General features: G+C 72.8%; 23 protein-coding genes. 6 read left to right on the top strand and 17 right to left on the bottom strand.

Features of this window, described 5'->3' with window-relative positions:
• Positions 1 to 60: 60 nt before the first annotated feature.
• The 4 genes from BLW47_RS13915 to BLW47_RS25615 form a co-directional block, all read right to left on the bottom strand.
• Entirely contained in the window at positions 61 to 930 is an 870-nt protein-coding gene (locus tag BLW47_RS13915; RefSeq protein ID WP_091556354.1) for an AraC family transcriptional regulator, read from the bottom strand.
• A 71-nt stretch (positions 931 to 1001) separates the two neighbouring features.
• Entirely contained in the window at positions 1002 to 2012 is a 1011-nt protein-coding gene (locus BLW47_RS13910; RefSeq protein WP_091556352.1) for a HEAT repeat domain-containing protein, read from the bottom strand.
• Positions 2006 to 2635, bottom strand: a complete 630-nt coding sequence (locus tag BLW47_RS13905; protein WP_342709279.1) for a HEAT repeat domain-containing protein — start codon at positions 2633 to 2635, stop codon at positions 2006 to 2008. The genes BLW47_RS13910 and BLW47_RS13905 overlap by 7 nt, the downstream gene beginning before the upstream one ends.
• Positions 2636 to 2788: 153 nt before the next feature.
• On the bottom strand, positions 2789 to 4471 hold the full coding sequence (locus BLW47_RS25615; RefSeq protein ID WP_245736631.1) for a cellulose-binding domain-containing protein: 1683 nt from the start codon (positions 4469 to 4471) through the stop codon (positions 2789 to 2791).
• 433 nt (positions 4472 to 4904) lie between these two features.
• On the opposite strand from BLW47_RS25615, the gene mgrA reads away from it, so the two are divergent.
• On the top strand, positions 4905 to 5900 hold the full coding sequence (mgrA, locus tag BLW47_RS13890) for an L-glyceraldehyde 3-phosphate reductase (protein WP_091556347.1): 996 nt from the start codon (positions 4905 to 4907) through the stop codon (positions 5898 to 5900).
• Positions 5901 to 5952: 52 nt separating this feature from the next.
• On the opposite strand, the gene BLW47_RS13885 is transcribed toward mgrA, so the two are convergent.
• The 12 genes from BLW47_RS13885 to BLW47_RS13825 all read right to left on the bottom strand — a co-directional run bounded on the left by BLW47_RS13885 (position 5953) and on the right by BLW47_RS13825 (position 14396).
• Entirely contained in the window at positions 5953 to 6633 is a 681-nt protein-coding gene (locus tag BLW47_RS13885; RefSeq protein WP_091556345.1) for a SanA/YdcF family protein, read from the bottom strand.
• Between the two features lie 57 nt (positions 6634 to 6690).
• On the bottom strand, positions 6691 to 7290 hold the full coding sequence (locus tag BLW47_RS13880; RefSeq protein WP_091556343.1) for a MerR family transcriptional regulator: 600 nt from the start codon (positions 7288 to 7290) through the stop codon (positions 6691 to 6693).
• Positions 7291 to 7464: 174 nt separating this feature from the next.
• Positions 7465 to 7929, bottom strand: coding sequence for a bifunctional nuclease family protein (locus BLW47_RS13875; RefSeq protein WP_091556340.1), 465 nt, complete (start codon positions 7927 to 7929; stop codon positions 7465 to 7467).
• A gap of 221 nt (positions 7930 to 8150) precedes the next feature.
• Positions 8151 to 8843, bottom strand: a complete 693-nt coding sequence (gene ftsR / locus BLW47_RS13870; protein WP_091556789.1) for a transcriptional regulator FtsR — start codon at positions 8841 to 8843, stop codon at positions 8151 to 8153.
• Between the two features lie 124 nt (positions 8844 to 8967).
• A complete protein-coding gene (gene odhI, locus BLW47_RS13865) occupies positions 8968 to 9420 on the bottom strand; it encodes an oxoglutarate dehydrogenase inhibitor Odhl (protein WP_091556338.1) in 453 nt (150 codons plus the stop codon).
• Between the two features lie 212 nt (positions 9421 to 9632).
• Positions 9633 to 10016 carry a glycine cleavage system protein GcvH gene (gcvH, locus tag BLW47_RS13860; protein ID WP_091556336.1) on the bottom strand — a complete coding sequence of 128 codons (384 nt, stop codon included), beginning with the start codon at positions 10014 to 10016 and terminating at the stop codon, positions 9633 to 9635.
• 61 nt (positions 10017 to 10077) lie between these two features.
• Positions 10078 to 11028: a DUF881 domain-containing protein gene (locus tag BLW47_RS13855; RefSeq protein WP_425435402.1), complete on the bottom strand. Its 951-nt coding sequence runs from the start codon at positions 11026 to 11028 to the stop codon at positions 10078 to 10080.
• Between the two features lie 326 nt (positions 11029 to 11354).
• Entirely contained in the window at positions 11355 to 11687 is a 333-nt protein-coding gene (locus BLW47_RS13845; RefSeq protein ID WP_091556333.1) for a small basic family protein, read from the bottom strand.
• Positions 11684 to 12631, bottom strand: a complete 948-nt coding sequence (locus BLW47_RS13840) for a DUF881 domain-containing protein (protein WP_091556331.1) — start codon at positions 12629 to 12631, stop codon at positions 11684 to 11686. Before BLW47_RS13840 ends, BLW47_RS13845 begins: the two co-directional genes overlap by 4 nt.
• The gene (gene clsA / locus BLW47_RS13835) at positions 12628 to 13191 is read right to left on the bottom strand and encodes a cardiolipin synthase ClsA (protein ID WP_245736655.1); all 564 of its coding nucleotides are present in this window, start codon (positions 13189 to 13191) and stop codon (positions 12628 to 12630) included. The genes BLW47_RS13840 and clsA overlap by 4 nt, the downstream gene beginning before the upstream one ends.
• Before the next feature lie 282 nt (positions 13192 to 13473).
• Positions 13474 to 13917, bottom strand: coding sequence for a hypothetical protein (locus tag BLW47_RS13830; protein WP_091556327.1), 444 nt, complete (start codon positions 13915 to 13917; stop codon positions 13474 to 13476).
• A gap of 251 nt (positions 13918 to 14168) precedes the next feature.
• The gene (locus BLW47_RS13825; RefSeq protein ID WP_342709274.1) at positions 14169 to 14396 is read right to left on the bottom strand and encodes a hypothetical protein; all 228 of its coding nucleotides are present in this window, start codon (positions 14394 to 14396) and stop codon (positions 14169 to 14171) included.
• Between the two features lie 145 nt (positions 14397 to 14541).
• On the opposite strand from BLW47_RS13825, the gene BLW47_RS13820 reads away from it, so the two are divergent.
• The gene (locus BLW47_RS13820) at positions 14542 to 15870 is read left to right on the top strand and encodes an erythromycin esterase family protein (protein ID WP_091556325.1); all 1329 of its coding nucleotides are present in this window, start codon (positions 14542 to 14544) and stop codon (positions 15868 to 15870) included.
• Between the two features lie 34 nt (positions 15871 to 15904).
• Complete coding sequence (locus BLW47_RS13815; protein ID WP_091556783.1) at positions 15905 to 16576, top strand: dienelactone hydrolase family protein; 672 nt, start codon at positions 15905 to 15907, stop codon at positions 16574 to 16576.
• Between the two features lie 11 nt (positions 16577 to 16587).
• Here the strand turns inward: BLW47_RS13815 and BLW47_RS13810 are convergent, their stop codons facing one another.
• The gene (locus BLW47_RS13810) at positions 16588 to 17964 is read right to left on the bottom strand and encodes an acyltransferase family protein (RefSeq protein ID WP_091556323.1); all 1377 of its coding nucleotides are present in this window, start codon (positions 17962 to 17964) and stop codon (positions 16588 to 16590) included.
• Positions 17965 to 18283: 319 nt separating this feature from the next.
• On the opposite strand from BLW47_RS13810, the gene BLW47_RS13805 reads away from it, so the two are divergent.
• From BLW47_RS13805 to BLW47_RS13795, 3 genes are all read left to right on the top strand, one after another.
• Positions 18284 to 18856 (top strand): hypothetical protein, encoded by a 573-nt coding sequence (locus BLW47_RS13805; protein WP_091556321.1) that lies wholly within the window; start codon positions 18284 to 18286, stop codon positions 18854 to 18856.
• A gap of 140 nt (positions 18857 to 18996) precedes the next feature.
• Positions 18997 to 20403, top strand: a complete 1407-nt coding sequence (locus tag BLW47_RS13800) for a selenium-binding family protein (RefSeq protein WP_091556319.1) — start codon at positions 18997 to 18999, stop codon at positions 20401 to 20403.
• Positions 20400 to 21041 (top strand): hypothetical protein, encoded by a 642-nt coding sequence (locus tag BLW47_RS13795; RefSeq protein ID WP_091556317.1) that lies wholly within the window; start codon positions 20400 to 20402, stop codon positions 21039 to 21041. The genes BLW47_RS13800 and BLW47_RS13795 overlap by 4 nt, the downstream gene beginning before the upstream one ends.
• Positions 21042 to 21237 lie beyond the last annotated feature (196 nt).

The following is a 21237-nucleotide window of genomic DNA, read 5'->3' as shown; positions in this document are numbered from 1 at the left end:
GCCGAGGAACTCGTGCAGGACTTCCCGGTCAAGGCCGCCGTCCACGGCCGACGACGGTGGTCACGTCGGTTCGACAGGCAGCCACAGCTCGCAGCTCGCGGTGCTGAAGTCGTCGGCGCGCTCGAGGACCGCAACGATCGCGGGACCGGGCCGCAGACGCCACGGGTTGGACGGGAACCACTCGGTCGCAGTCGCGGCCCAGGTCTCCTGCAGGGCCTGCGGGTAGGGTCCGGCGGTGCGGAAGACCGCCCACATGCCGGCCGGTACCTCGATGGCGTCGAGGCCGTCGGGGGCCGGCGTGTCCCGGCAGACAGCGACCCCGTGCAGGTAGGTCAGCTCGCTGCCCTCGGTGCCGTCGGGGTCGAGGTCGTCGCAGACCTGCAGCAGGCCCGCCGGCTCGGTGTCGCCGAGGGCCTTCAGCCGCAGATGCTCCTCCTGCGGCAGTGCGGTGATGTGCTGCTGGATGTGCGGGTTGACGCCCTGGTGGATCAGCGGAACCCGGGCTGCGTGTCCGACGAGCCGGAACGCGGGGCGGTCGACGATGCGGGTGTCCATGGGGGTGCTCCCTTCGACGGTCAGGCGGAACCTGAGCTGCGGTTGTGCGCGAAGAGGACCTCCGTCGCGGCGGACGTCACCGGGGCCGGCGCCATGGACCGCCCGGAACGCCCGCCCGAACGCCTCGGTCGAGCCGTATCCGTGCCGGACGGCGATGCTGAGCAGATCGTCCTCACCCCGCACGACGTCGGCAGCCGCGACGGTCATCCGGCGTCGGCGCACGTACTCCGACAGCGGCATGCCGGCCAACGACGAGAACATCCGGCGCAGGTGGTATTCGGTCGTGCCGAGCGCCGCGGCCAATCCGTTGACGTCGAACTCCTCGGTGAGGTGCTCTTCGACGAGGTCGACAAGCCGGTTGAGTGCCGAGATCATGAGTCCTCCTCTCGCCGTCAAGCCTGGCCGAAGGGAGCCCGGGCGCGCCCGACCGCTGCGGTCCGATCCGATCATGTTGTCGCCCAGCGTGACCGCCTCACGAGGGCCGAGGCGAGGAGAGCGACGGGCCGATCCTCGTCGTGAGCCAGTTGCTGCAGGACATTGCGCGCAATGGTTCCCGGCATCTCGGCGAGTGCCTGGGTCAGTCGCATCCGTACCGCCGAGTCCGCGGTGGGTGCGGCGAGTTCATCGACCAGCGCACTGATGATCCGGTCCGCCCACTTCGCGTCCCGCGCCACCGTTCCCAGGAGCTCGGCCGCCTCGACATCGTTCGCGCCCTCGACCACCATGCCGAGGAGCGTCGGCACGGCCCGGGTCACACCCCGGGCACCCAGTGCGAGCGCGGCATGCCTGCGGATCGTCATGTCCGTGTCCCGGAGCGCGTCCGTGAGCACCGCCGTCGCCTCGTCGTCGGGTAGCTCGGCGAGCGCCCGGACCGCGCGCCGGCGGACGTCCACGTCGTCGGAGGCCAGACCGGATGCCAGGTACGCCACACCGTCACCGCCGGCCCGCGCGAGCGCCCACCGCAGGGCCCCGGCAACGTGGGGATCCGATTCGGTGAGGACCGCCTTGGCCAGCAGCTCGGCGGGCACCGACGCATGCTCGGCCGGGGTCAGGACGGCCTGCTGGCGCCGCGCGGCACTGCGCGAACCCAGTCCGTGCAGGAGCTTCACGATGTGCGCGACGTCCTGCCACCCGGCGGGCTCGGCCGCATCGACCGTACGGAGCCGGTCGATGAGCTCGTGCTCCCGGTTCAGTCGTTCTTCGGTCTTCCGGATGAGGTCGCCGACCAGCGTGGACGGGGTGAATCCGGGATCGTCGAGCGTGCGTGCGATCTGCCGCAGCGACAGTCCCAGGGAGCGCAGACCCTCCACGTACAAGATCCGCCGCATGTCCTCGGGCGTGTACTCCCGGTAGCCACCCACGGTGCGGCCCGTCGGCCGTACCAGCCCGAGCAAGTCGTAGTGCCGGAGCATCCGGGCGCTCACCCCCGAGCGGCGCGCCACCTCACCGATCAGCACGCGGTTGGCTCCTCCCGGTCCGGACCGAGCGCGACGACCCGGGTCGCTTCGTCGACGGCGAGGTCGAATCCGGCATCGGGGTCGTGCAGGAGCCGCTGGGTGGCGCTCGCATGCGCCCGCACCGTCGGGTCGTGATGTCCCAAAGCCGCTCGCAGGACCGGCGCGGCCACGTCGCCGAGCGCGGCGAGGGCACGGCTCAGGCTCAGCCGCACCTCCCGGTCACCGCGGCCGAATTGCGCGGCCAGTTCCGCGGCCAGCGCTTCCCTCTCCCCGTCGGGCACGAGAACGACGGCAGCGCGCCATGCACTCCGCGCGACCTGGTCGTCGGCGTCGTGCAGCAATGACGGCGTGATCGCCGGCCACGCGCTTCTGTCCCCGATCTTGGACAGGGTGTGCAGCGCCTGGCTGCGGGCCTGTGCGCGTCCGGAACGGAGCTCCGCGCGCAGCTTCGGAAGCGTGATCTCCGGCGGTAGGCGGGTCAGCGCCCAGGTGAGCATGTCGCGCACGAAGAAGTCCGGCTCGATCGCGCACCGCGCCACGAGCGCATCGACGACACCGGGCGCGGGATGCGTACCGATTGCCAGGGCGGCCTTCAGCCGCGTCGACGCGTTCCCAGCGGCCAATGCGTCGACCAGTCGCGTGTCCTGCCCGTACCTGTCTGCCGAGTTGATGGCGGACCACCTCCGACAGCCAGTCAAAGCCTTGTCACAGTGACAATGTCAAGTTAAGGGCGGGGGCGGAGCCGTCGGGCTCCGCCCCCGGGCATCCGTTGTCGATCAGGTGACGGAGCAGGCCGCGCCGTTCAGGGTGAACGCGGTTGGCCGGGCGGTGTTCCCGGTGTGGGAGGCCTGGAAGCCGATGCTGACGGACGCGTTCGGTGCAATCGAGGCGTTGTAGGAGACGTTCCTGGCCGTCACCTGTCCGGAGTTGGGCGAGTAGCTGGCGTTCCAGCCGGAGGTGATGGTCTGGCCGCTGGGCAACGCGAAGACCAGAGCCCAACCGTTAACCGCCGTGGTGCCGGTGTTGGTGATCGTGATGTCCTCGGTCAGGCCGTTGTTCCACGCGCTGACCGTGCCGGTCACCCGGCAGGCGCCAGTCCCCGGGGGGTTCGTGGGTGGCGTGGTGGGTGGCGTGGTCGGCGGGTTCGTCGGGGGTGTGGTGGGCGGCGTGGTCGGGCCGTCGGAGAGGGTGGGGGTCTGCCAGGTCCGCCAGTCGGCCAGGTTGCCGGAGGCCCGGCTTGAGATCCGCATCGCGCCGGCCGCGTTGCCGGTCTTCAGCAGGAACTTCTGGATGTTCTGCTGCAAGGGGGTACGCCATTCGGCCCGGTTGGCGCAGTGGTTGCCGTCCTGGATGTCGGACCAGTAGGTGATGTTGCCGCCCACGCCGAGCGCCTGGTAGACCTCCGCCCCGCCCAGGGCCGCCACGCTCGCCGACCTCGGACCCAAATTGGTGATGTGCGGGTTGTCCATGATGAACAGTCCCCGCGGTGCGAACATGGCCACCACCTCGTGCGTGTCCACCGGGAGACTGTTCGGGTTGCTCGTGAAGGAGCCGAACGCGTCGCCGAGCCACGGCTGCTCGCCGTACGCGCTGCTCAGGCTCTGCGCGCCCTCGCCGGGAATCCCGCGGAAGATGGGCACACCGGCGCTGCCCGACTCGATCGGCATGGTCAGCGCGATGCGCTGGTCGAACGCGCCGATCACGAACGCGCCCTTGCCGAACCGCGAGCAGCCCGTCACACCGGTCGCGTCCGGCCGGAGAATGTTGCCGCCCGCCTGCTCGATGACGTCGATGATCCGGCTGACGCCCCAGGCCCAGGCCATCAGCAGACCGGTGCTGCTCGACGAGCCGTAGATGCTGTAGAACGCGCCCTGCTTGTTGTTCCGGGGCGTGCCCTCCCGCCCGACGGCGTACGGGTCGTAGTTGATGACGGCGGCGCCGGCGGCCCGGATGGCGGCCGTGTCCGCACCGAATCCGCCCAGGACCACGACGGCGGGGAACGGACCCGTGCCGCTCGGCAGGCTGACGCTCGCCGAGAAGCTGGAGCTCCTGCCGTTGTGGGAGACGTTCACCGTGATGCCGCTACTCGAGACCGTCCCGGTGACGCTCGCCGGCTTCGCCGGCTTGTCGCCGTAGACGTACCTCTCCGCGAGCTCCCTGATCTCGGCGCGACGACACCGCCAGTCGGACCTGCTGGAGATGCGGGTGCCGTTCAGCCTCGTGAAGGGATCGGGGAGCCGGGAGTTCGCGGTCAACGAGCCCGGCAGCGTCACCGCGCAGTCGGCGCCCTCGTCTTCGACGCCGGCGGCGAGCGGCACGGCGGCCGCGGGAACGTCGGCGGCCGCCTCGGCGGTTGTTGTTCTCGCTACCACCGTTGCCGCTCCCGCGGTCGCGAGCGCCGCCACCGCCACCCCGACGACGGCGGAACTGAGCCTGGAGCGGCGAGAGCTGATGATCACTAGGTCCTCCTTCCGGAAAAGGTTGTGGAAGCGACGCACGCAATCGAAGATCACGGATGTCGAGTACGTCCAGCGTGGCTAACCCATTGAGCAGTGTCAATACCAGCTACGGCGCGGTCCGATCCGCGTCGACCTGGCGGACGCCACCAGGGCGCACCATCGCAACGGCCGACGGCAATCTCGGAAACTTTCCGGGCATCGGACGGCGCTCCGATGGCTGCCGCAGAGGCCGAGCCCAGCAAGCAGAGCGCGAAACAGCGAACGGCCGATATACCTGCCGGGCATAAATATGACTGACAGGCATATCGCCCGACCGGTCCCATCAGACCGGTCGGCGCGGAGCGCCCCGGCGGCCCCGGCACCGGTGCGGCGGCTGCGGGCCCCGTGCCGGTGACCCGGTCGGCCCGGCAACGCCATACCCTACGGTGGACCGGTGACCTATCTCGCGGCCGACGACCGCTACGAGACGATGACCTACCGCCGGGCCGGGCGCAGCGGACTCCGACTGCCGGCGATTTCGCTGGGGCTGTGGCACAACTTCGGCCACGGGCGGCCCTGGGAGCGCCAACGCGACATCTGCCGGCGCGCCTTCGACCTCGGCGTCACCCACTTCGACCTGGCCAACAACTACGGGCCGCCGCCGGGCTCCGCCGAGGAGAACTTCGGCCGGATCCTGGCGCGCGACTTCGCGCCGTACCGGGACGAGCTGATCATCTCGACCAAGGCCGGCTACGACATGTGGCCCGGCCCGTACGGCGAGTGGGGTTCCCGGAAGTATCTGACCGCCTCGCTGGACCAGTCGCTGTCCCGGCTCGGGCTGGACTATGTGGACATCTTCTACAGCCACCGGTTCGACCCGGACACCCCGCTGGAGGAGACGATGGGGGCGCTCGACGCCGCCGTCCGCGCCGGCAAGGCCCTGTACGTGGGCGTCTCCAACTACACGGCGGAGCAGACCACGCGCGCGGCGGAGATCCTGCGCGAACTCGGCACGCCGCTGCTGATCCACCAGCCGTCGTACTCGATGCTGAACCGGTGGGTCGAACGCGACGGGCTGCTCGACGCCCTGGAACGCGCGGGGGCCGGCTGTATCGCCTACAGCCCGCTGGCCCAGGGACTGCTCACCGACCGCTACCTGGCCGGTGTCCCGGCCGACTCGCGGGTGCGGACCAGCGTCTTCCTCAACGAGAGCGACCTGACCGAGGCGACCATGCGGAAGGTACGGGCGCTGAACGCGATCGCCGAGCGGCGCGGGCAGTCGCTGGCGCAGCTGGCGCTCGCCTGGGCGCTTCGCGACCCGCGCATGACCAGCCTCATCATCGGGGCGAGCAGCGTCGCACAGCTGGAGGGCAACCTGGGCGCGCTGGCGAACCTCGACTTCCTGCCCGAGGAGCTGGCCGAGATCGACACCTACGCCACCGAGGACTGAGCGAAGCCCCCGTCGATGAGGTAGCTGGTCGACGGGGGCCAGCTCCCGCCGTTCAGCGGAGGGCGTCGTCGAGGGCGGGCTCACGGGGGCCGAGGAAGACCGGGTCGCGGCGCGTCACCACGTCGACGAGCGCCTTGACCGCCGCGCCGTACTCGCGGATCTCGCCGCGCGCCCACGACCGCTCGAACCGGCTGACCGAGTCGTCGCCGACCCCCACCGCGTCGAGCCCGACGTGCCGGCAGAGCGTCACCGCCCGCGCCAGGTGGAAGGTCTGGGTCACCACGATCGTCCGTTCGACCCCGAAGACGCGTCGGGCCCGCAGGCACGAGTCGTACGTGTCGAAGCCGGCGTGGTCGAGCACCACCTTCTCCGCCGGCACCCCGTGCGCGACCAGCCAGCGGCGCATCGCGCCCGGCTCGTCGTACTCCCAGCGCGCGTGATCGCCCGAGACGAGCAGCGCCCGCACCTTCCCCGTGTCGTAGAGGCGCTTGGCCAGCTCCAGCCGCGCCGTGAGAAAGGCAGACGGAGTGCCGTCGGGGTTGACCTTCGCGCCGAGCACCAGCGCGACCGGGGCGGGTGGGACGGCCTCGGCGTCGTAGAGGTGCCCGCGGGCGCTGGCGCGCAACCACACCACGCTGCCGACGGCCGCCACCGGAACGAGTAGTGCCCCGGCCGCGGCGGCCACCAACAGCCGACGCAGCCAGCGGCGGGATCGCGAGCCCTCACCACCCATGATCTGATTGTCCGCGGGCGGGGTGGAGCACCGGCGGGAACCGACGAATACGGCCGGTCAACCGGCGCGGCGCCGGGCCCGCCGGGCGGCCAACTCGTCGCCGGCCACGTCCGTCACCGCCGCGTCCAGGTCGGCGACCGGCGGAGCGGCCGGCTCGGCCGGCAGGTGCGACAGCGAGCCCTGAATCTCCTTGAAGGCGCCGCCGATCGCGATGCCGAACACGCCCTGGCCGCCCTGGAGCAGATCGACGACCTCCTCCGGGGACCGGCACTCGTAGACGGTGGTGCCGTCGGAGATGAGGGTGATCCCGGCGAGGTCCTCGACGCCGCGGGACCGCAGCGTCTCGATCGCCTTGCGGATGTTCTGCAGGGACACGCCCGCGTCGAGCAGCCGCTTCACGACCTTCAACACGACCAGGTCGCGGAAGGAGTAGAGGCGTTGGGTGCCCGAGCCCGACGCGTCCCGGATGCTCGGCACGACCAGCGCGGTGCGCGCCCAGTAGTCCAGTTGCCGGTAGCTGATCCCGACCGCGTGGCAGGCCGTCACGCCGCGGTATCCGACGGTGCCGTCGGCGTCGTAAGCTGCGTCGGCCGGTGCGGCGGTCCCGGCACCGGGATGCTCCGATGAACCCCGATCGGAGTCTCGCGGCTCATTCATGCGGCAACCTCCCCGCCAGTGCGGTGCCGCGCCCCAGTGGGACGTGCACCCCTCGACACCGCAACCCTATAGCGCATCGTGAGGGGCGCCGGGGAAGCTTTGCCGCGACACGCCGCCTACGGGCGGATACCCCGTGCGTCCACGCCCGTGCGGGGCGTCGCGCCCCGTGTCAGACTAGCCGGCGAAATCCTCCGGGCTGACCTGTTCGAGGAATTCCCGGAACTTCTCGACCTCGTCCTCCTGCTCGTCCGGGATGACGATGCCGGCCTCGGTGAGCACCTGCTCGGCGCAGCGGATCGGAGCGCCGACGCGCAACGCCAGCGCGATGGAGTCGCTCGGCCGCGCCGAGACCCGCAGGTTGTCCCCGATCAGCAGGTCGGCGTAGAAGACGTTCTCCTTCAGTTCGGTGATCTCGACCGCGCGCAGCGGCGACTGCAGCGCCGCCAGGATGTCGCGCAGCAGGTCATGGGTCAGCGGTCGGGCCGGCTTCACGCCCTGCTGCTCGTAGGCGATCGCGGTCGCCTCGACCGCGCCGATCCAGATCGGCAGATAGCGATCGCCGTCGACCTCTCTGAGCAGCACGATCGGCTGGTTGCTGGGCAGTTCCACCCGAACCCCGACCACGCTCAGCTCGCGCACCGCCGCCTCCGTGTCGTTGTCGTCATTCCCAGCAGGCTGTTTCCCGGAACCCTCAAACCCAGCACCGCAGCCCTCCCTGAACCGTACACGGGCCACAGGACGATCGTCCTGCACGCGCTACCGCGCGGCGCCCCCCGGTATCAGGAGAGTTACCCAGCCGAGCCTACGACACGCCCGTCGGGCCGGCTGTTTCCGCACCCGCTCGGGGGAAGCGGCCGAGGTCAACGCCCGAGCGGGTCCCGCAGGCCGGCGCGGAGCAACGCCCCGTGCAACCGCTGCGACAGCCCCACCAACTCCCGCGCCGTCTCGGCCGCCCGGGCCCGCGCCGCCGGGTCGTTCTGCCGCATCAGCGGCGCGATGAGCTGGGCGAAGAGTCCCACCTCACGGTCCGCGGCGGTGCGGAAGGCACGCAGGTGGCGCGGCTCCAGCCCGTACGCGGCGAGCCCGGCGACCGCCTGCGCGATCGCGAACGCGTCCGCGTCGTAACAGCCCGGCGACCGGGTCGCGATCAGCCCCAGCCGTTCGAGCTCGGTCAGCGTCGACTCGTCGACTCCGCTGCGCTCCACCAGCTCCGCACGGGCCAGCCGCAGGTCGGTCGGGGCCGGCTCCGCGTGCGGCACCTCGCCCGTCGGGCCGACCGCGACCAGCGCCGGGCGCTGCCGGCCGCCGCTCGGCTCGGCGCCCTCGTCCAGCGCCGCCAACTGCTCGCGGATGACCCGCAGCGGCAGGTACTGGTCGCGTTGGGCGGTCAGCACGAAACGCAGCCGCGCGACATCGTCCCAGCTGTACTTGCGGTAGCCGGCGGGCGTGCGCTGCGGCTCGACCAGCCCTTCGGCCTCGAGGAACCGCAACTTCGAGATGGTGGTGTCCGGGAACTCGGCGCGCAGGTGCGTGAGCACCTCACCGATGCTCATCAGCGCCGGCCCGGCGCCCGCGGTATGCGCCACCGCCGCCTGCTCGCTCACGCAACCACCTCGCTCCGCCCGGCGCTCATCCGGACAATACTGCTGAGCCAGCCGGTTCGCTCGCTCGCGTCCGTCACCCCCGGCCGGCCTCGTCCTCCGGACGCGGACCGGCGATGAAGACCAGCCGGAACTTCCCGATCTGCACCTCGTCGCCGTTGCTGAGCGTCGCCGCCTCGACGCGCTCCCGGTTGACGTACGTCCCGTTCAGGCTGCCCACGTCGCGCACGGTGAAGGTGCCACCGTCGCGGTGAAACTCGGCGTGGCGGCGTGAGACCGTCACGTCGTCGAGGAAGATGTCACTGTCGGGGTGCCGGCCGCTGGTGGTCACGTCGTGATCCAGCAGGAACCGCGCACCGGCGTTGGGACCACGCCGGACGACGAGCAGCGCCATGCCGGGCGGCAACGAGCCGGACATGCGGCTCGGCACGACGTCAGCGTCCGGCCCCTCCAACACTTCGTCGAGCGAACCGAGGTTCAGCGTCGACGTGACGTCGAGCGGGGGAAACTCGTCGTCTGGGCGCGTCATGGGACCACCTCACGGATCTGTTCGGTCGGCGTCGGGTGTGTCGGGTCGGCCGCCGGCCCCGCTGGGCCCGGCGGGAGGCTCCCCCGTGCCCGGGAAGGCATTTCCGCAACGCGCAACTGTTGGCTTCTCGGTCGACTGGGCGAGCCTAGCCAGCGCCGAAATATAGGGTCAACAAGACTCGCGGGCACGACACGGCCTGTCGGCGTGCCCGCTCAACTCTCGGTCAGTTCGCGGTAGGCCGCGGCGGTGAGCAGAGCGGCCACGGCGGCGGGATCGCTGGGGGCGATCTCGACCAGCCACCCCGAGCCGTAGGGATCGGCGTTGATCTCCTCCGGGGTGTCGCCGAGCTTGTCGTTACGGGCCACCACGGTGCCCGACAGCGGCGCGTAGATCTCCGACACGCTCTTGGTGGACTCGACCTCGCCGATGGCCTGGCCGGCCTCGACGGCGGCGCCCTCGTCCGGGAGCTGGACGTAGACGATGTCACCCAGCGCGTCCTGCGCGAAATGGGTGATGCCGATCCGCACCGGTCCCGCCACGCCGTCACCGGCGACCCATTCGTGCTCGGCGGTGTATCGCAGGTCCTCAGGAATCACAGCCGGTCCTTCGTCGTCGCGCTGCTGTCGTCGCACGCCGGGGGTGGCGTGCGCGCGCCGGTCAGGATACCGGGCGCGCGTGTTGGAGATCTTTGGGTTTGCTCAGGGCCGTGACGTCGACCACTTCGTGTTCTTGGATGGTCACGTTACCGCCGTCGCCGCTGACCGATGCCACCACCCCACCGGGAATGTTGAGCGCCGTACGCATCGTCTTCGGATCGCCGATCACGGTGATGGTGTACGGGCCGGTCAGCCGCGTTCCACCGACGGTGACGCCGCCGTCGGCGTCCAGGAAGTACGTGCTGGCGACGATCCGCACGCTGCCGCCACCACCGGCGATCTGCATCGCCTCGGCCCCCGCGCCGCGCAGCTCCTGCACGGCGTCGAGGATGGCGGCGGCCCGGATCGACTGGGCGCCGCTGGCGAAGTGCACCGTCAACCCGGGGCCGCGCGCGGGCAGGGTGCCGGCGAGGATGCCGAGCTCGTCGGCGCGCCGGGTCGCCTCCTGCAGCGCGGCCTGCCGGCCCTGCGCGCCCGAGTTCAGCTGGCGCTGGCTCTCCTCCAGCGCCGCGATGTCCCCGCGCAGCCGCTCCTCGCGCGCCTCCAGATCCGACAGGATGCGAACCAGGTCCTCCTGCCGGGCGGCCGCCAGGGTGGGGTCGGCGGAGTTGTTCTTCACCTGGACGACCAGGGTGAACCCGAGCAGGGCGATCAGAACGGCGATCATGACGCCGGCCGAGCTGAGTTTACGGCGGGCGGGCGCGCCGCCGCCGTCGGCCACGGGCACCGCGTCGGTCCCGCGGCCGCCGCCGGCCCCGGACGCGACGACGGCGTCGGACGCCGGTGCGACGGCATCCGGTACGGGCGTCGTGGCCGGCGGGCCGGCGTCGCTCGGCTCCTGCGGCCGGGTCGGCGCGCCGGTGGGACCGACGGTGCCGTCCGCCGCTGCCTCGCCGCCGGGGCCGGCGTCGCCCGCCGTCGCGGTCGACGTGGTCGTCGCGTCGCGCACCACCGGCACGATCGGCTCGGTCGGCTCGATCGACGTGGTCGTCGCATCGCGCGGCAGCGGCACGGTCGGATCGGTCGATGCGGTCGTCGCATCGCGCGGCAGCGGCACGGTCGGCTCGTCGGCCGTCGTGCCGCCGTCGCCGGCCGACGGCACCGGCGCCGCCGCGCCACGGGTCAACCGTACGGTCGGCTCCTGCGCCGCGGTCGCGGTATCGCCGGCCAGCGGCGCCGTGACGTCGAGGGCCGCCGAATCCGCGGCCGCCGTGGTGTCGGGCTCCGCGGCCCCGCTGCCGGTGTGCTTCTCGGGCTGGTCGCTCATCGCCGTCGAACCTACGCCCGGAACAGGTGCCGGCGGATGGCCGCCACGTTGCCGAAGATCCGCACCCCGAGGACGACCACCACACCGGTGGAGAGCTGCCCGCCCACGCCGAGCTGGTCGCCGAGGTAGACGATGACGCCGGCGACCAGGACGTTGGAGATGAACGACACGACGAACTGCTTGTCGTCGAAGATCTTGTCGAGCTTGGCCCGGATGCCGCCGAAGACCGCGTCCAGCGCCGCGACCACGGCGATCGGCAGGTACGGCTGCAACGCGGCCGGCACCGGGTGGTCGAAGTAGATGCCGAGGGCCACCCCGACGATCAGAGCGAGGACAGAAATCATCGGCCGCCTCCCGGAGGGCTGCTGGAGGGCCCCGCGTCGGGGGACGACGAAGGGCTGGTGGACGGCCCGGGACCCGACGGCGTCGGGGCGGGCGGGGGCGAGGGGCGCGCGTAGCGCAGTTGCGGCTGACCGGCGGCGGCGAGCGTGATGTCGTCGACCGCCCGTACGCCGAAGGACATGCCGTGCTCGGCCACGAGCTGCCGCATCAGCTTGGCGGCGGCACTGTCCTTGAAACGCCGCTCCATCTGCTCCGGCCCGATCGCGGTGACCTCGTACGGGCCCGTCACGGGGCGGAAGTCGACGAGGATCGCCCGGCCGGCGGCCCGGATCGTGGTCGTCGCCGTCAGGCGCTGGCCGTTGATCGCGATCGCCTCGGCACCGGCGCTCCACAGCCCGTTGGCGATGTCCTGCAGGTCGCGGTCGAGTACCCGCCCGAGATCATTGGCCTGCGCCTCGCCGGTCACCGAGTCGACCTGCGCCGGCGCGTCGCCCACCCGTACGACCACCCCGTCGCCGCGCACCCGGGCCAGCCCCGTGGACGCCTCCAGGTCACGCAGCCGGGCCGCGTCGGTGTCGGTCAACGCCGCGTCGCGCTGCCGCGCGACCTCGACGCGCAACCCGTCGGCGCGCTGCTGCAGCTGGTCGGTGAGCGACTCCCGCTGCTTGATCTGCCCAACCAGCCCCGCCCGCGCCTGGCTGCGGCTCGGCGCCTCGGCGAGCGTCTGGCGGTACGCGATGACCAGCAGGAAACCGACCACCACCAAGGTGATCACGGTGGCCGTACGCGGGACGACCGCCCGCCACCCGGTGGCGGGCCCGGTGCGTTGGCGTCGGGCGGCGGCGTCGGCGTACCCCGGCTCGAGGGGGTTGCGGAACAGTTCGGTGAGGAAGTCCGGCGCGAACGTCCGGCCCCGCTCCGGCCCGCCCGGTCCCGGGGTGCTCACGCGGGCTCCACGGCGGCGTGCCGGGCGGCGCGGACCAACGCCACCGCCTGCACCACGTAGAGCGCTCCGGCCGCCCAGTAGAGCACCAGCCCCCACCAGGCGAGCCCCCAGCCGATGGCGCCGGCGACCGCCGAGCCCGTGGTGCCGGCGAGCAGCAGCACCGGGAACGCGGCGAGCAGGATGAAGGTCGCGGTCTTGCCGACGTAGTGCACCGGCGGCGGCCCGTAGCCATACCGGCGCAGCACCGCGAGGCAGACGCCGAGCATCGCCTCGCGGGCCAGCAGCGCCGCGGTGAACTGCCACGGCACCACCTCGCGCGCGGTGAAGGCGACGAGCGTGGCCAGGATGTAGAGACGGTCGGCGAGCGGGTCGAGCAACTCGCCGAGGCGGCTGACCTGCCGCAGCCGGCGCGCGATGTACCCGTCGACCCAGTCGGTGGTGCCGCCCAGCGCCAGCACCACGATCGCGGCGACGTCGGCGCGCGCCCCGAGGAACAGGTAGAGGAAGAGCGGCACGCCGGCCAGCCGGGCGAAGCTGATCAGGTTGGGGATCGTCAGCACGCGGCGCTGCCGCTGGTCGGCCGCGTCCGGTGTCCGCGCGGACTCCCGCTGCGCAGACGGATACGACACGACTCTCCTCCCCAGCCCTGGGCGCGTCCGCCGCGACCAGGTGCTCCCCGGACCAGGCCACGATGCCGGCGCGGCGCCGGCGCGCAGATGGCCGGCCCCGGGAGCGGGGCGTGGCGCCTGGTGTGGCGCAACTATAACGTGCTGACCAGCGGGGGACAGCAGTCGATGGCCGGCGACGCACCGGCACGTCACACCCCGCGTGCCACGCCCCCGTCAGCCGGGTTTCGGCTTCTCCTGACCGCGCTGCTCGCCCGACGGGCCGGACGCGGGCCTGGCCCCCTCCCCCGCCGGCGGCGCCTTCTCCTCGGGTGGCGGTTCCGGTTTCTGCTCGGGCTGCCTGGGCTTCTCCTCGACCCTGGGGCGGCGCATGAAGAACTGCCAGTAGCCCACCATCCGTTCCGCGCCGTCAACCTTCTTGATCAGCTCGCAGAGCCACCGCACGTGGTCGGAGGTCCAGTATCCGTCGCTGATCATCCAACCGGCAGCGCCGAGCTCGTTGAGCACCTCGAGCCGGCGGCCCTTCAGGGGCGCGCAGGTGTGACCGCCGCGGTCGGCCACCACCGTCACGGTGGGGCCGTACGGGGTCACGCGCTTCTCCTTGTCCGGCTTGCCGGTGGTCTGCACGAAGTACAGGTAGCCGTACTCCCACTTCTCCATCGGCGCCCCTTCCGCGAGACCCGACACCCGCGCCGGCGCGGGCTACCCCTCCCGCCGACCGGAAAAACGCGGATCAGCAGCGTGGGGGCCGTTGACGCCGCGCTGACGCGGGCCGGTCCACAGGAAGGTCACGACGACGGGCGGCCGCGGTCCGGCGCGTACCGGACCGCGGCCGCCCGCACGAAACGAACTTATGCCGCTAAACAAGCAAATCGGATTGCGTCTCCCCTGCCGGCCGGCGGTGTCCCGCTTCAGAGGCCGTGATAGTTCTGATAGTCCCGGTCGGTCTCGCCGATCGAGGGCGTGCCGCGTTTGTCGTGCGGGGCCCGCGCGCGCACGTCGTCCGCCGTACGCGCCTCCGCGGCCTGATCCTCCCAGTCACGCTGCTCGGCACCCTGTTGCTGACCACGGTCGCGCCTGCCGGCCGAGGCCCTCATCGGCTCACGCTCCGGATTCGGGCGCGGCTGCTTGGCGGTCATGGCGCCCTCCCTTCTGTCCCGGCCCGGCTACCCGGCCCCGACCAGGGCAAACGTCACCGCTGCGGGCCGCCAGCCGTCGTTTCGGCACCCCCGCCCCGGGTACGTCGATCACGACCGGCTACCGCAACGGCGTGAGGAGTACGCGATGGCACGCTACCGCGACGAGATCACCGGCCTGGCCACGCCGCTGAGCGACGCCGAGGACCTGGACGCGTTGCTGGACCGGATCGGGGACGCCCGGGTCGTGATGCTCGGCGAGGCGAGCCACGGCACGCACGAGTTCTATCACTGGCGCGCGACGCTGACCCGCCGGCTGATCGACGAATGCGGGTTCTCGTTCGTGGCCGTGGAGGGCGACTGGCCGGACTGTGACCGCATCGACCGCAGCGTGCGGTGCATGCCGGGCGCGCCGGATGATCCCCGCGAGGCGCTGCTGGTCTTCGAGCGCTGGCCGACCTGGATGTGGGCCAACGAGGAGGTGTCGGACTTCGCCCGCTGGCTGCGCGCCCGCAACGCCACGGTCGAGGAGTCGGCGCGGGCGGGCTTCCACGGCCTTGACGTCTACTCGATGTGGGAGTCGCTGCGCGAGATCCTGGTCTACCTGCGGGAGAACGACCCTGACTCGGTGCCGGTGGCGCTGCGCGCGTACCGGTGCTTCGAGCCGCACGGCGAGGACCCGCAGAGCTACGCGGTCTCCACGCGGTTCGTGCCGGAGGGCTGTGAGGAAGAGGTGATCGCGCTCCTGACCGAGCTGCGCCAACGGGCCGGGCGGCTGGTGCCGCCGTACCCGGAGAGCGGATCCAGCGCGGACGGGCAGCGCTGGTCGCAGTTCGGGGCGTGGCAGAACGCGGAGGTGGTCGCGGGCGCGGAACGCTACTACCGGGCGATGGTGGCCGGCGGCCGGTCGTCGTGGAACGTGCGCGACCGGCACATGGACGAGACGCTGGACCGGCTGCTGGACTACTACGGCCCGCACGCCAAGGCCGTGGTCTGGGCGCACAACACCCACGTCGGGGATGCGCGCGCGACCGACATGGCCGCCGCCGGCGAGGTCAACATCGGCCAGCTGGCCCGTGAACGGTACGGGCCGGAGCGGGTGGTGCTCGTCGGCTTCGGGACGCACCGCGGCACGGTGGTGGCCGGGGACGCCTGGGGGGCGCCGATGCAGGAGATGCGGGTGCCGCCGGCGCGACGCGGCTCGCTGGAGGAGGCGCTGCACGAGGCCGCCCCGCCGCAGGCGCTGTTCGTGTTCCCCCGCGACGAGCGGCCGCACCTGCTGACCGAGGAGATCGACCACCGCGCGATCGGAGTGGTCTACCACCCGGAACGGGAGGCGTGGGGCAACTACGTGCCGACCGTGCTCGGCAGCCGCTACGACGCGTTCGCCTGGTTCGACGCCACCCGCGGCGTCGTACCGCTGCGGCCGCGGCGCGCCGACGCCCGGGAGCCGGAGACCTTCCCGGCCGGGGTGTGACACCGGCCGGTACCCGTCACGGAAGGGCCGAATGATGCAGACGCAGACAGCCGCCACGGTCATCCCGACCGGCGACGCCCAGCTCAACGCCGACATCGTGATCCCGCCGAACGCCGCCGGCGTCGTGGTCTTCGCCCACGGCAGCGGCAGCTCCCGGCACAGCCCGCGCAACCGCTCCGTCGCGCAGGTGCTCAACCGGCACGGCATCGCGACCGTGCTGGCCGACCTGCTCACCGTCGACGAGGAGCGGGTCGACGAGCAGACCGGGCACCTGCGCTTCGACATCCAGCTGCTCGCCGAGCGGGTCTTCGGGATCGTCGACTGGCTGCGCGCCGAACACCCGACCGGCGCGCAGCCGCTGGGCCTGTTCGGAGCGAGCACCGGGGGCGGCGCCGCCCTGGTGGCCGCCGCGGCCCGCCCGGACGCGGTGCGGGCGGTGGTCTCGCGCGGCGGCCGGCCGGACCTGGCCGGCGCGTCGCTCGGCGCGGTGCGGGCGCCGACACTGCTGCTCGTCGGCGGGCTCGACGAGCAGGTGCTGCAGCTCAACGAGCAGGCGCGCGCGGCAATGCCGGCCGGGATCGCCGAGGTCCGGGTGGTGCCGGGCGCCACCCACCTGTTCGAGGAGCCGGGGACGCTGGAGCAGGTCGCCGAGCACGCGGCGCGGTGGTTCGAGGATCACCTGCGCGCCGGCGTCGGGGGGCGCTGAGGCGCGGCCCGTCACGGTCGCGGCGGGGCGACGGCCCGGTGCGGCGCGGCACGGAGTGTGCCCAGCAGCGCCACGCCGAGGCCGAACGCGACGAGCGCGCCGACCGGCACTCCCAACGGCTCGGGCGCCGTCGTCGGGGCGACGTTGTTGACGACCAGGCCGAGCACGGCCAGCGCGAAGCCGAGGACAGTCAGCGCGGCCCGCGCCCGCGGCCGGTCCAGCGGCGTCGCCAGCCGCCGGGGCAGCCGGCGCACCCACCACGGCGCCGGCCCGCGCCCGCCCCGCAGCTCGAAGCGGCCGAACACGGCCACCAGCACCGCCAGGGCCACGCTCAGGATCAGCAGCCAGGGGACCCGCCAGAGCAGCCAGGCGGTCGAGTTCACCGGAGGGGTGGGCAGCGCGTGCACGGCCGCCAGCGCGCCGACGACCAGAAGCACGGCGGTCATGTGCCACAGGAAGATCGTGAGGACCACCGAGTTCACCGCGACCACCATCCGCCACGGCCGGGTCCGCCGCCGCAGCCACCGCTCCACCGGATCGCGCAGCGACAGCACCAGCCCGGTCTGCGCGGCGGCGAGCCCGAGCAGGGCCAGGCTCGGCGGGGACATGTTGTGCAGCCGCTCGCCGGGCACGTCGATCATGCTGACCGGGTACGGCCCGGGCACCGTCGCCAGCAGCGCCACCGCCAGCCCCCCGATCAGCAACGGCACCCCCACCGCCGGCCGGGGCGGCAGCCGCCCCTCCCGCCAGGCGAAGCCGAGCTGGTGGATGGCGAGCCATCCGAACAGCAGGTTGGCCCCGGCCAACGGGTGCGGTCCGTGCCGGAACCGGACGAGGTCGCCGAGCGCGACCAGCACCGCGAGCACGGCCGGCACCGCGAGGCCGAAACGCCGGTGCAGGGGCAGCATCACGGGCGTCAGCAGCACCACCACGAGGTAGGCCGAGAGGAACCACAGCGGGATCGACGCGAACCACACGGCGGTGCGGATCTCCGTCGGGGCGGCGCCGAGCAGCCGGGCGACGCCGGCACCGACGGCGAACACCACCAGCAGCACCGTGGTGGGGCGCAACAGCCGTGTCGCACGCTCCAGCAGCCACGCGGCCGCGTCGCCGCCGCGCCCGCGATGGCTGTCCAGCGAGACCGCGTTGGCGTAGCCGCCGACCAGGAAGAACAGTGGCAGTACCTGGACGACCCAGGTGACCGGTGCCGCCCAGCGCAGGTCCACCAGCGCGCTGTGCCCGGTCAACCGGCCGTCGGGGGTGTACCCGATCGCGACGACCATCCAGTGGCCGAGGACCACGGCGGTGATCGCCAGCGCGCGGAGCAGGTCGACGAAGCGCTCGCGCGAGGGCGGTGTCTGCTCGGCGAGTTGCCGCACGCGGCGCATGCGCCTCAGCGTATCGGCGCGCGGGCCGCCGGGCGGCGCGCTCGGCCCGGCCGCCGGGCGGACCGACGGCCCACCCACCATGCCGCCCGCTGCGCGGGTGGCATGGTGGGTGCCGACCGGAGGACATGCCGCTCTGCTGAACGATGCGCGCGCGGCGTCCGGGATGCGTCGGGGCCAGCCGCGGTGCGGGTTGGCGGACCGCCGGGGCGTACCGTGACCGGCGGCCGACGATGCGAGCGGGGGTGCCGACGCGCCCGGCGCACTCATCGGGCGCCCCTGCTCCCGAGCGCGCACATTCGATCATGTTTGGATAGAAACCATGCCGGTCCACCTCAACCCTGACGCCCCGCGTCAGCCACAGTCGGCGACCGGGGACCCCGGGGCCCGGCAAGCGTCCCCACGCACCCGATGGGTCCCGGTCGACGAGCTGTCCGCCGTCGCCCGGGCGCTGCTCAGCGAGGACCTGGGCGGCCGGGACGTGGTGCCGCAGCACGTCGCCGACCGGGTCTCCGCGCAGGCCGCGGAGTGGGTCGAGGAGGGCTTCACGGCCGAGACGGTGCGGCCGTGGAAGGACGCCGACGTGCCGCCGGCCGCCGCGGCGTACCTGGCGCGGCGCGGTGTGGAGCCACGCGTGCTGGACCTGCCGGCCGGCGTGTTCCCCGGCGCCGCGCCGGTCGCGCTCCGGCTGGCGATCGCGTCCGGGCGGCTGCCGGTCGAGCAGGCGTACGAGCTCCTGGTGATCACCGGTGAGCACACCCCGCCGCAGCAGACCGGTGCGGAGACCGCGGGCGCCGAGCAGCCGCCGCGGCCGGTCGACGCGCCGGTGCCGCGGCCGGTGGCGCCGGTGTTGTTCTCGCACGCCGCGACGGATCAGCCGACCGACGGGTCGTAGCGACACGGTCCCCCCGCCCGGGAGGGGATGCGGAAGGCGCACGGCCGCCCCCGAATTCCCATATGGCGGGTAGGACTTCCCCGCGCCGCACGGCGCTCCTACGGTCGAGGGCAGACCCGTCCGCTCCCGAGGAGCCGTGCATGAACCGCTGGACCCCGGACCCGACGTTCTACGCCTCCCCCCGCGACGCGGTGCAGGCCCCCGCCGAGAAGCTGGCCTATGTCGCCGCCTTCGACCGCGCCGCGCAACGCCCCGACGCGATCGCGGTCGTCGACGTGGACCCCGACTCCCCCCGCTACGGCGGCGTCGTCGGCTGGACCGACCTGCCGCACCTCGGCGACGAGCTGCACCACTTCGGATGGAACGCGTGCAGCAGCGCGCTCTGCCCCACCGCCGCGCACCCGCACGTCGAGCGCCGCTACCTGATCGTGCCCGGGCTGCGCTCCTCCCGCATCTACGTCCTCGACACGAAGGCCGACCCGACCCGGCCCGAGGTGGTCAAGGTGCTGCAGGCGGAGGAGCTGGCCAAGCACGCCGGCTACTCGCGGCCCCACACGGTGCACTGCGGCCCGGAGGGCATCTACCTGTCGGCGCTCGGCGGCGCCGACGACCGGGACGGCCCCGGCGGCATCGCACTGCTCGACCACACCAGCTTCGAGGTGCGTGGGGCGTGGGAAGCCGACCGCGGCCCGCAGTTCCTGGCGTACGACTTCTGGTGGCACCTCACCCGGGACGTCATGGTCACGTCCGAGTGGGGCACGCCGTCGATGATCGAGGACGGCCTCGTCGGCGAGTTGCTGCTGGGACGGAAGTACGGCCACGCCCTGCACTTCTGGGACCTGCGTCGCCGGCGGCACGTGCAGACCGTCGACCTCGGCGACCAGCACCAGATGCCGCTCGAGCTGCGCCCCGCGCACGATCCCACGAAGACGTACGGGTTCGTGGGGGTCGTGATCAGCGTCGAGGACCTGTCCGCGTCGATCTGGGTCTGGCATCGCGACGGCGACCGGTGGGCCGCGACCAAGGTGATCACTATTCCCGCCGAGCCGGCCGACCCGGCGCTCCTGCCGGAGCTGCTCAAGCCGTTCGGCGCGGTGCCCCCGCTGGTCACCGACATCGACCTCTCCGTCGACGACCGGTTCCTCTACGTCTCCTGCTGGGGCACCGGCGAGCTCAAGCAGTACGACGTCAGCGACCCGTTCCACCCGGTGGAGACCGGCTCGGTGCGGCTGGGCGGCATCGTCGGGCGCACGCCGCATCCCGCCGCGCCGACGCAGCGGCTCGCCGGCGGCCCGCAGATGGTCGAGGTCAGCCGGGACGGGCGCCGGGTCTACGTCACGAACTCGCTCTACGGCGCCTGGGACGACCAGTTCTACCCCGACGGCGTGGGCGCGTGGCAGGCGAAGCTGGACGTGGACGTGACCGCGGGCGGCCTCACGCTGGATCACCGCTTCTTCCCGCACGGGGACGACTTCCGCGGACTCCGGGTGCACCAGACGCGGCTGCAGGGCGGCGACGCATCGTCCGACTCGTACTGCTTCCCGTGACCTGGCCGCAGCTCGCGGCGCTGGCCGCCCTGGGCGCGTTCCACGGGATCAACCCCGCCATGGGCTGGCTCTTCGCGGTCGCCCGTGGCATGCAGGAGGGGGGCCGGGCTGCCCTGCTGCGGTCGCTGCCGCCGATCGCCGCGGGTCACGCGGCGTCGGTGGCGCTCGTCGCCAGCCTCGTCACCGCGACCCGGTCGGCCGGGGCCGGCACCGCGGTGGCCGTCGGCGGCGGCGTGCTGCTGGTCGGTTTCGGACTGTGGCGGCTGCTCTCCGAGCGGCACTTCCGGTGGGTCGGAATGCGGCTGACGCTGCCCCAGCTGGCCGGCTGGTCCTTTCTGATGTCCTCGGCGCACGGTGCGGGGCTGATGCTGCTGCCCCTGCTCGCCGCGGCTCCGCCGCCCGGCCACCACGCGGGGCACGCGGGTCATCTCGCGGCGGCACCCGCGGGCGCGTGGGAGGGGCTCGGCGCCGCGGGCGTGCACACGGCGGCGATGTTCGGCACCGCCGCGCTGCTGGCGCTGGTGGTCTACGAGGTCGTCGGCCTCGGCGTGCTGCGTACCGCGTGGTTCAACCTGGACCGGCTCTGGGCCGGCGTGCTGGTCGCTGCCGGAGCGATCACGTTGCTCTCCACGGTCTGAGCGCTCTCCCCTGGCGGGGCGCGCGCGGACGGCGCGCCCCGCTCCTGCCCTGCCCGGCGAGTCGATGCGTTGACCACGCCACTCCCCGTAGAGCGTCCTAGGATGATGATGTCCGGGCTGGCGGGCGGGCCCCGGTCAGGATTCGGTTGGTTGCCGGGCAGTCGCGGCGGGATGCCCGACGCGCCTGTCTCGGATA

This window comes from Micromonospora pattaloongensis (genome assembly GCF_900107255.1).
GTDB lineage: Bacteria > Actinomycetota > Actinomycetes > Mycobacteriales > Micromonosporaceae > Micromonospora_I > Micromonospora_I pattaloongensis.
Note: the sequence above shows the minus strand (reverse complement) of the source record. Positions and strands in the feature narration are given on the sequence as shown.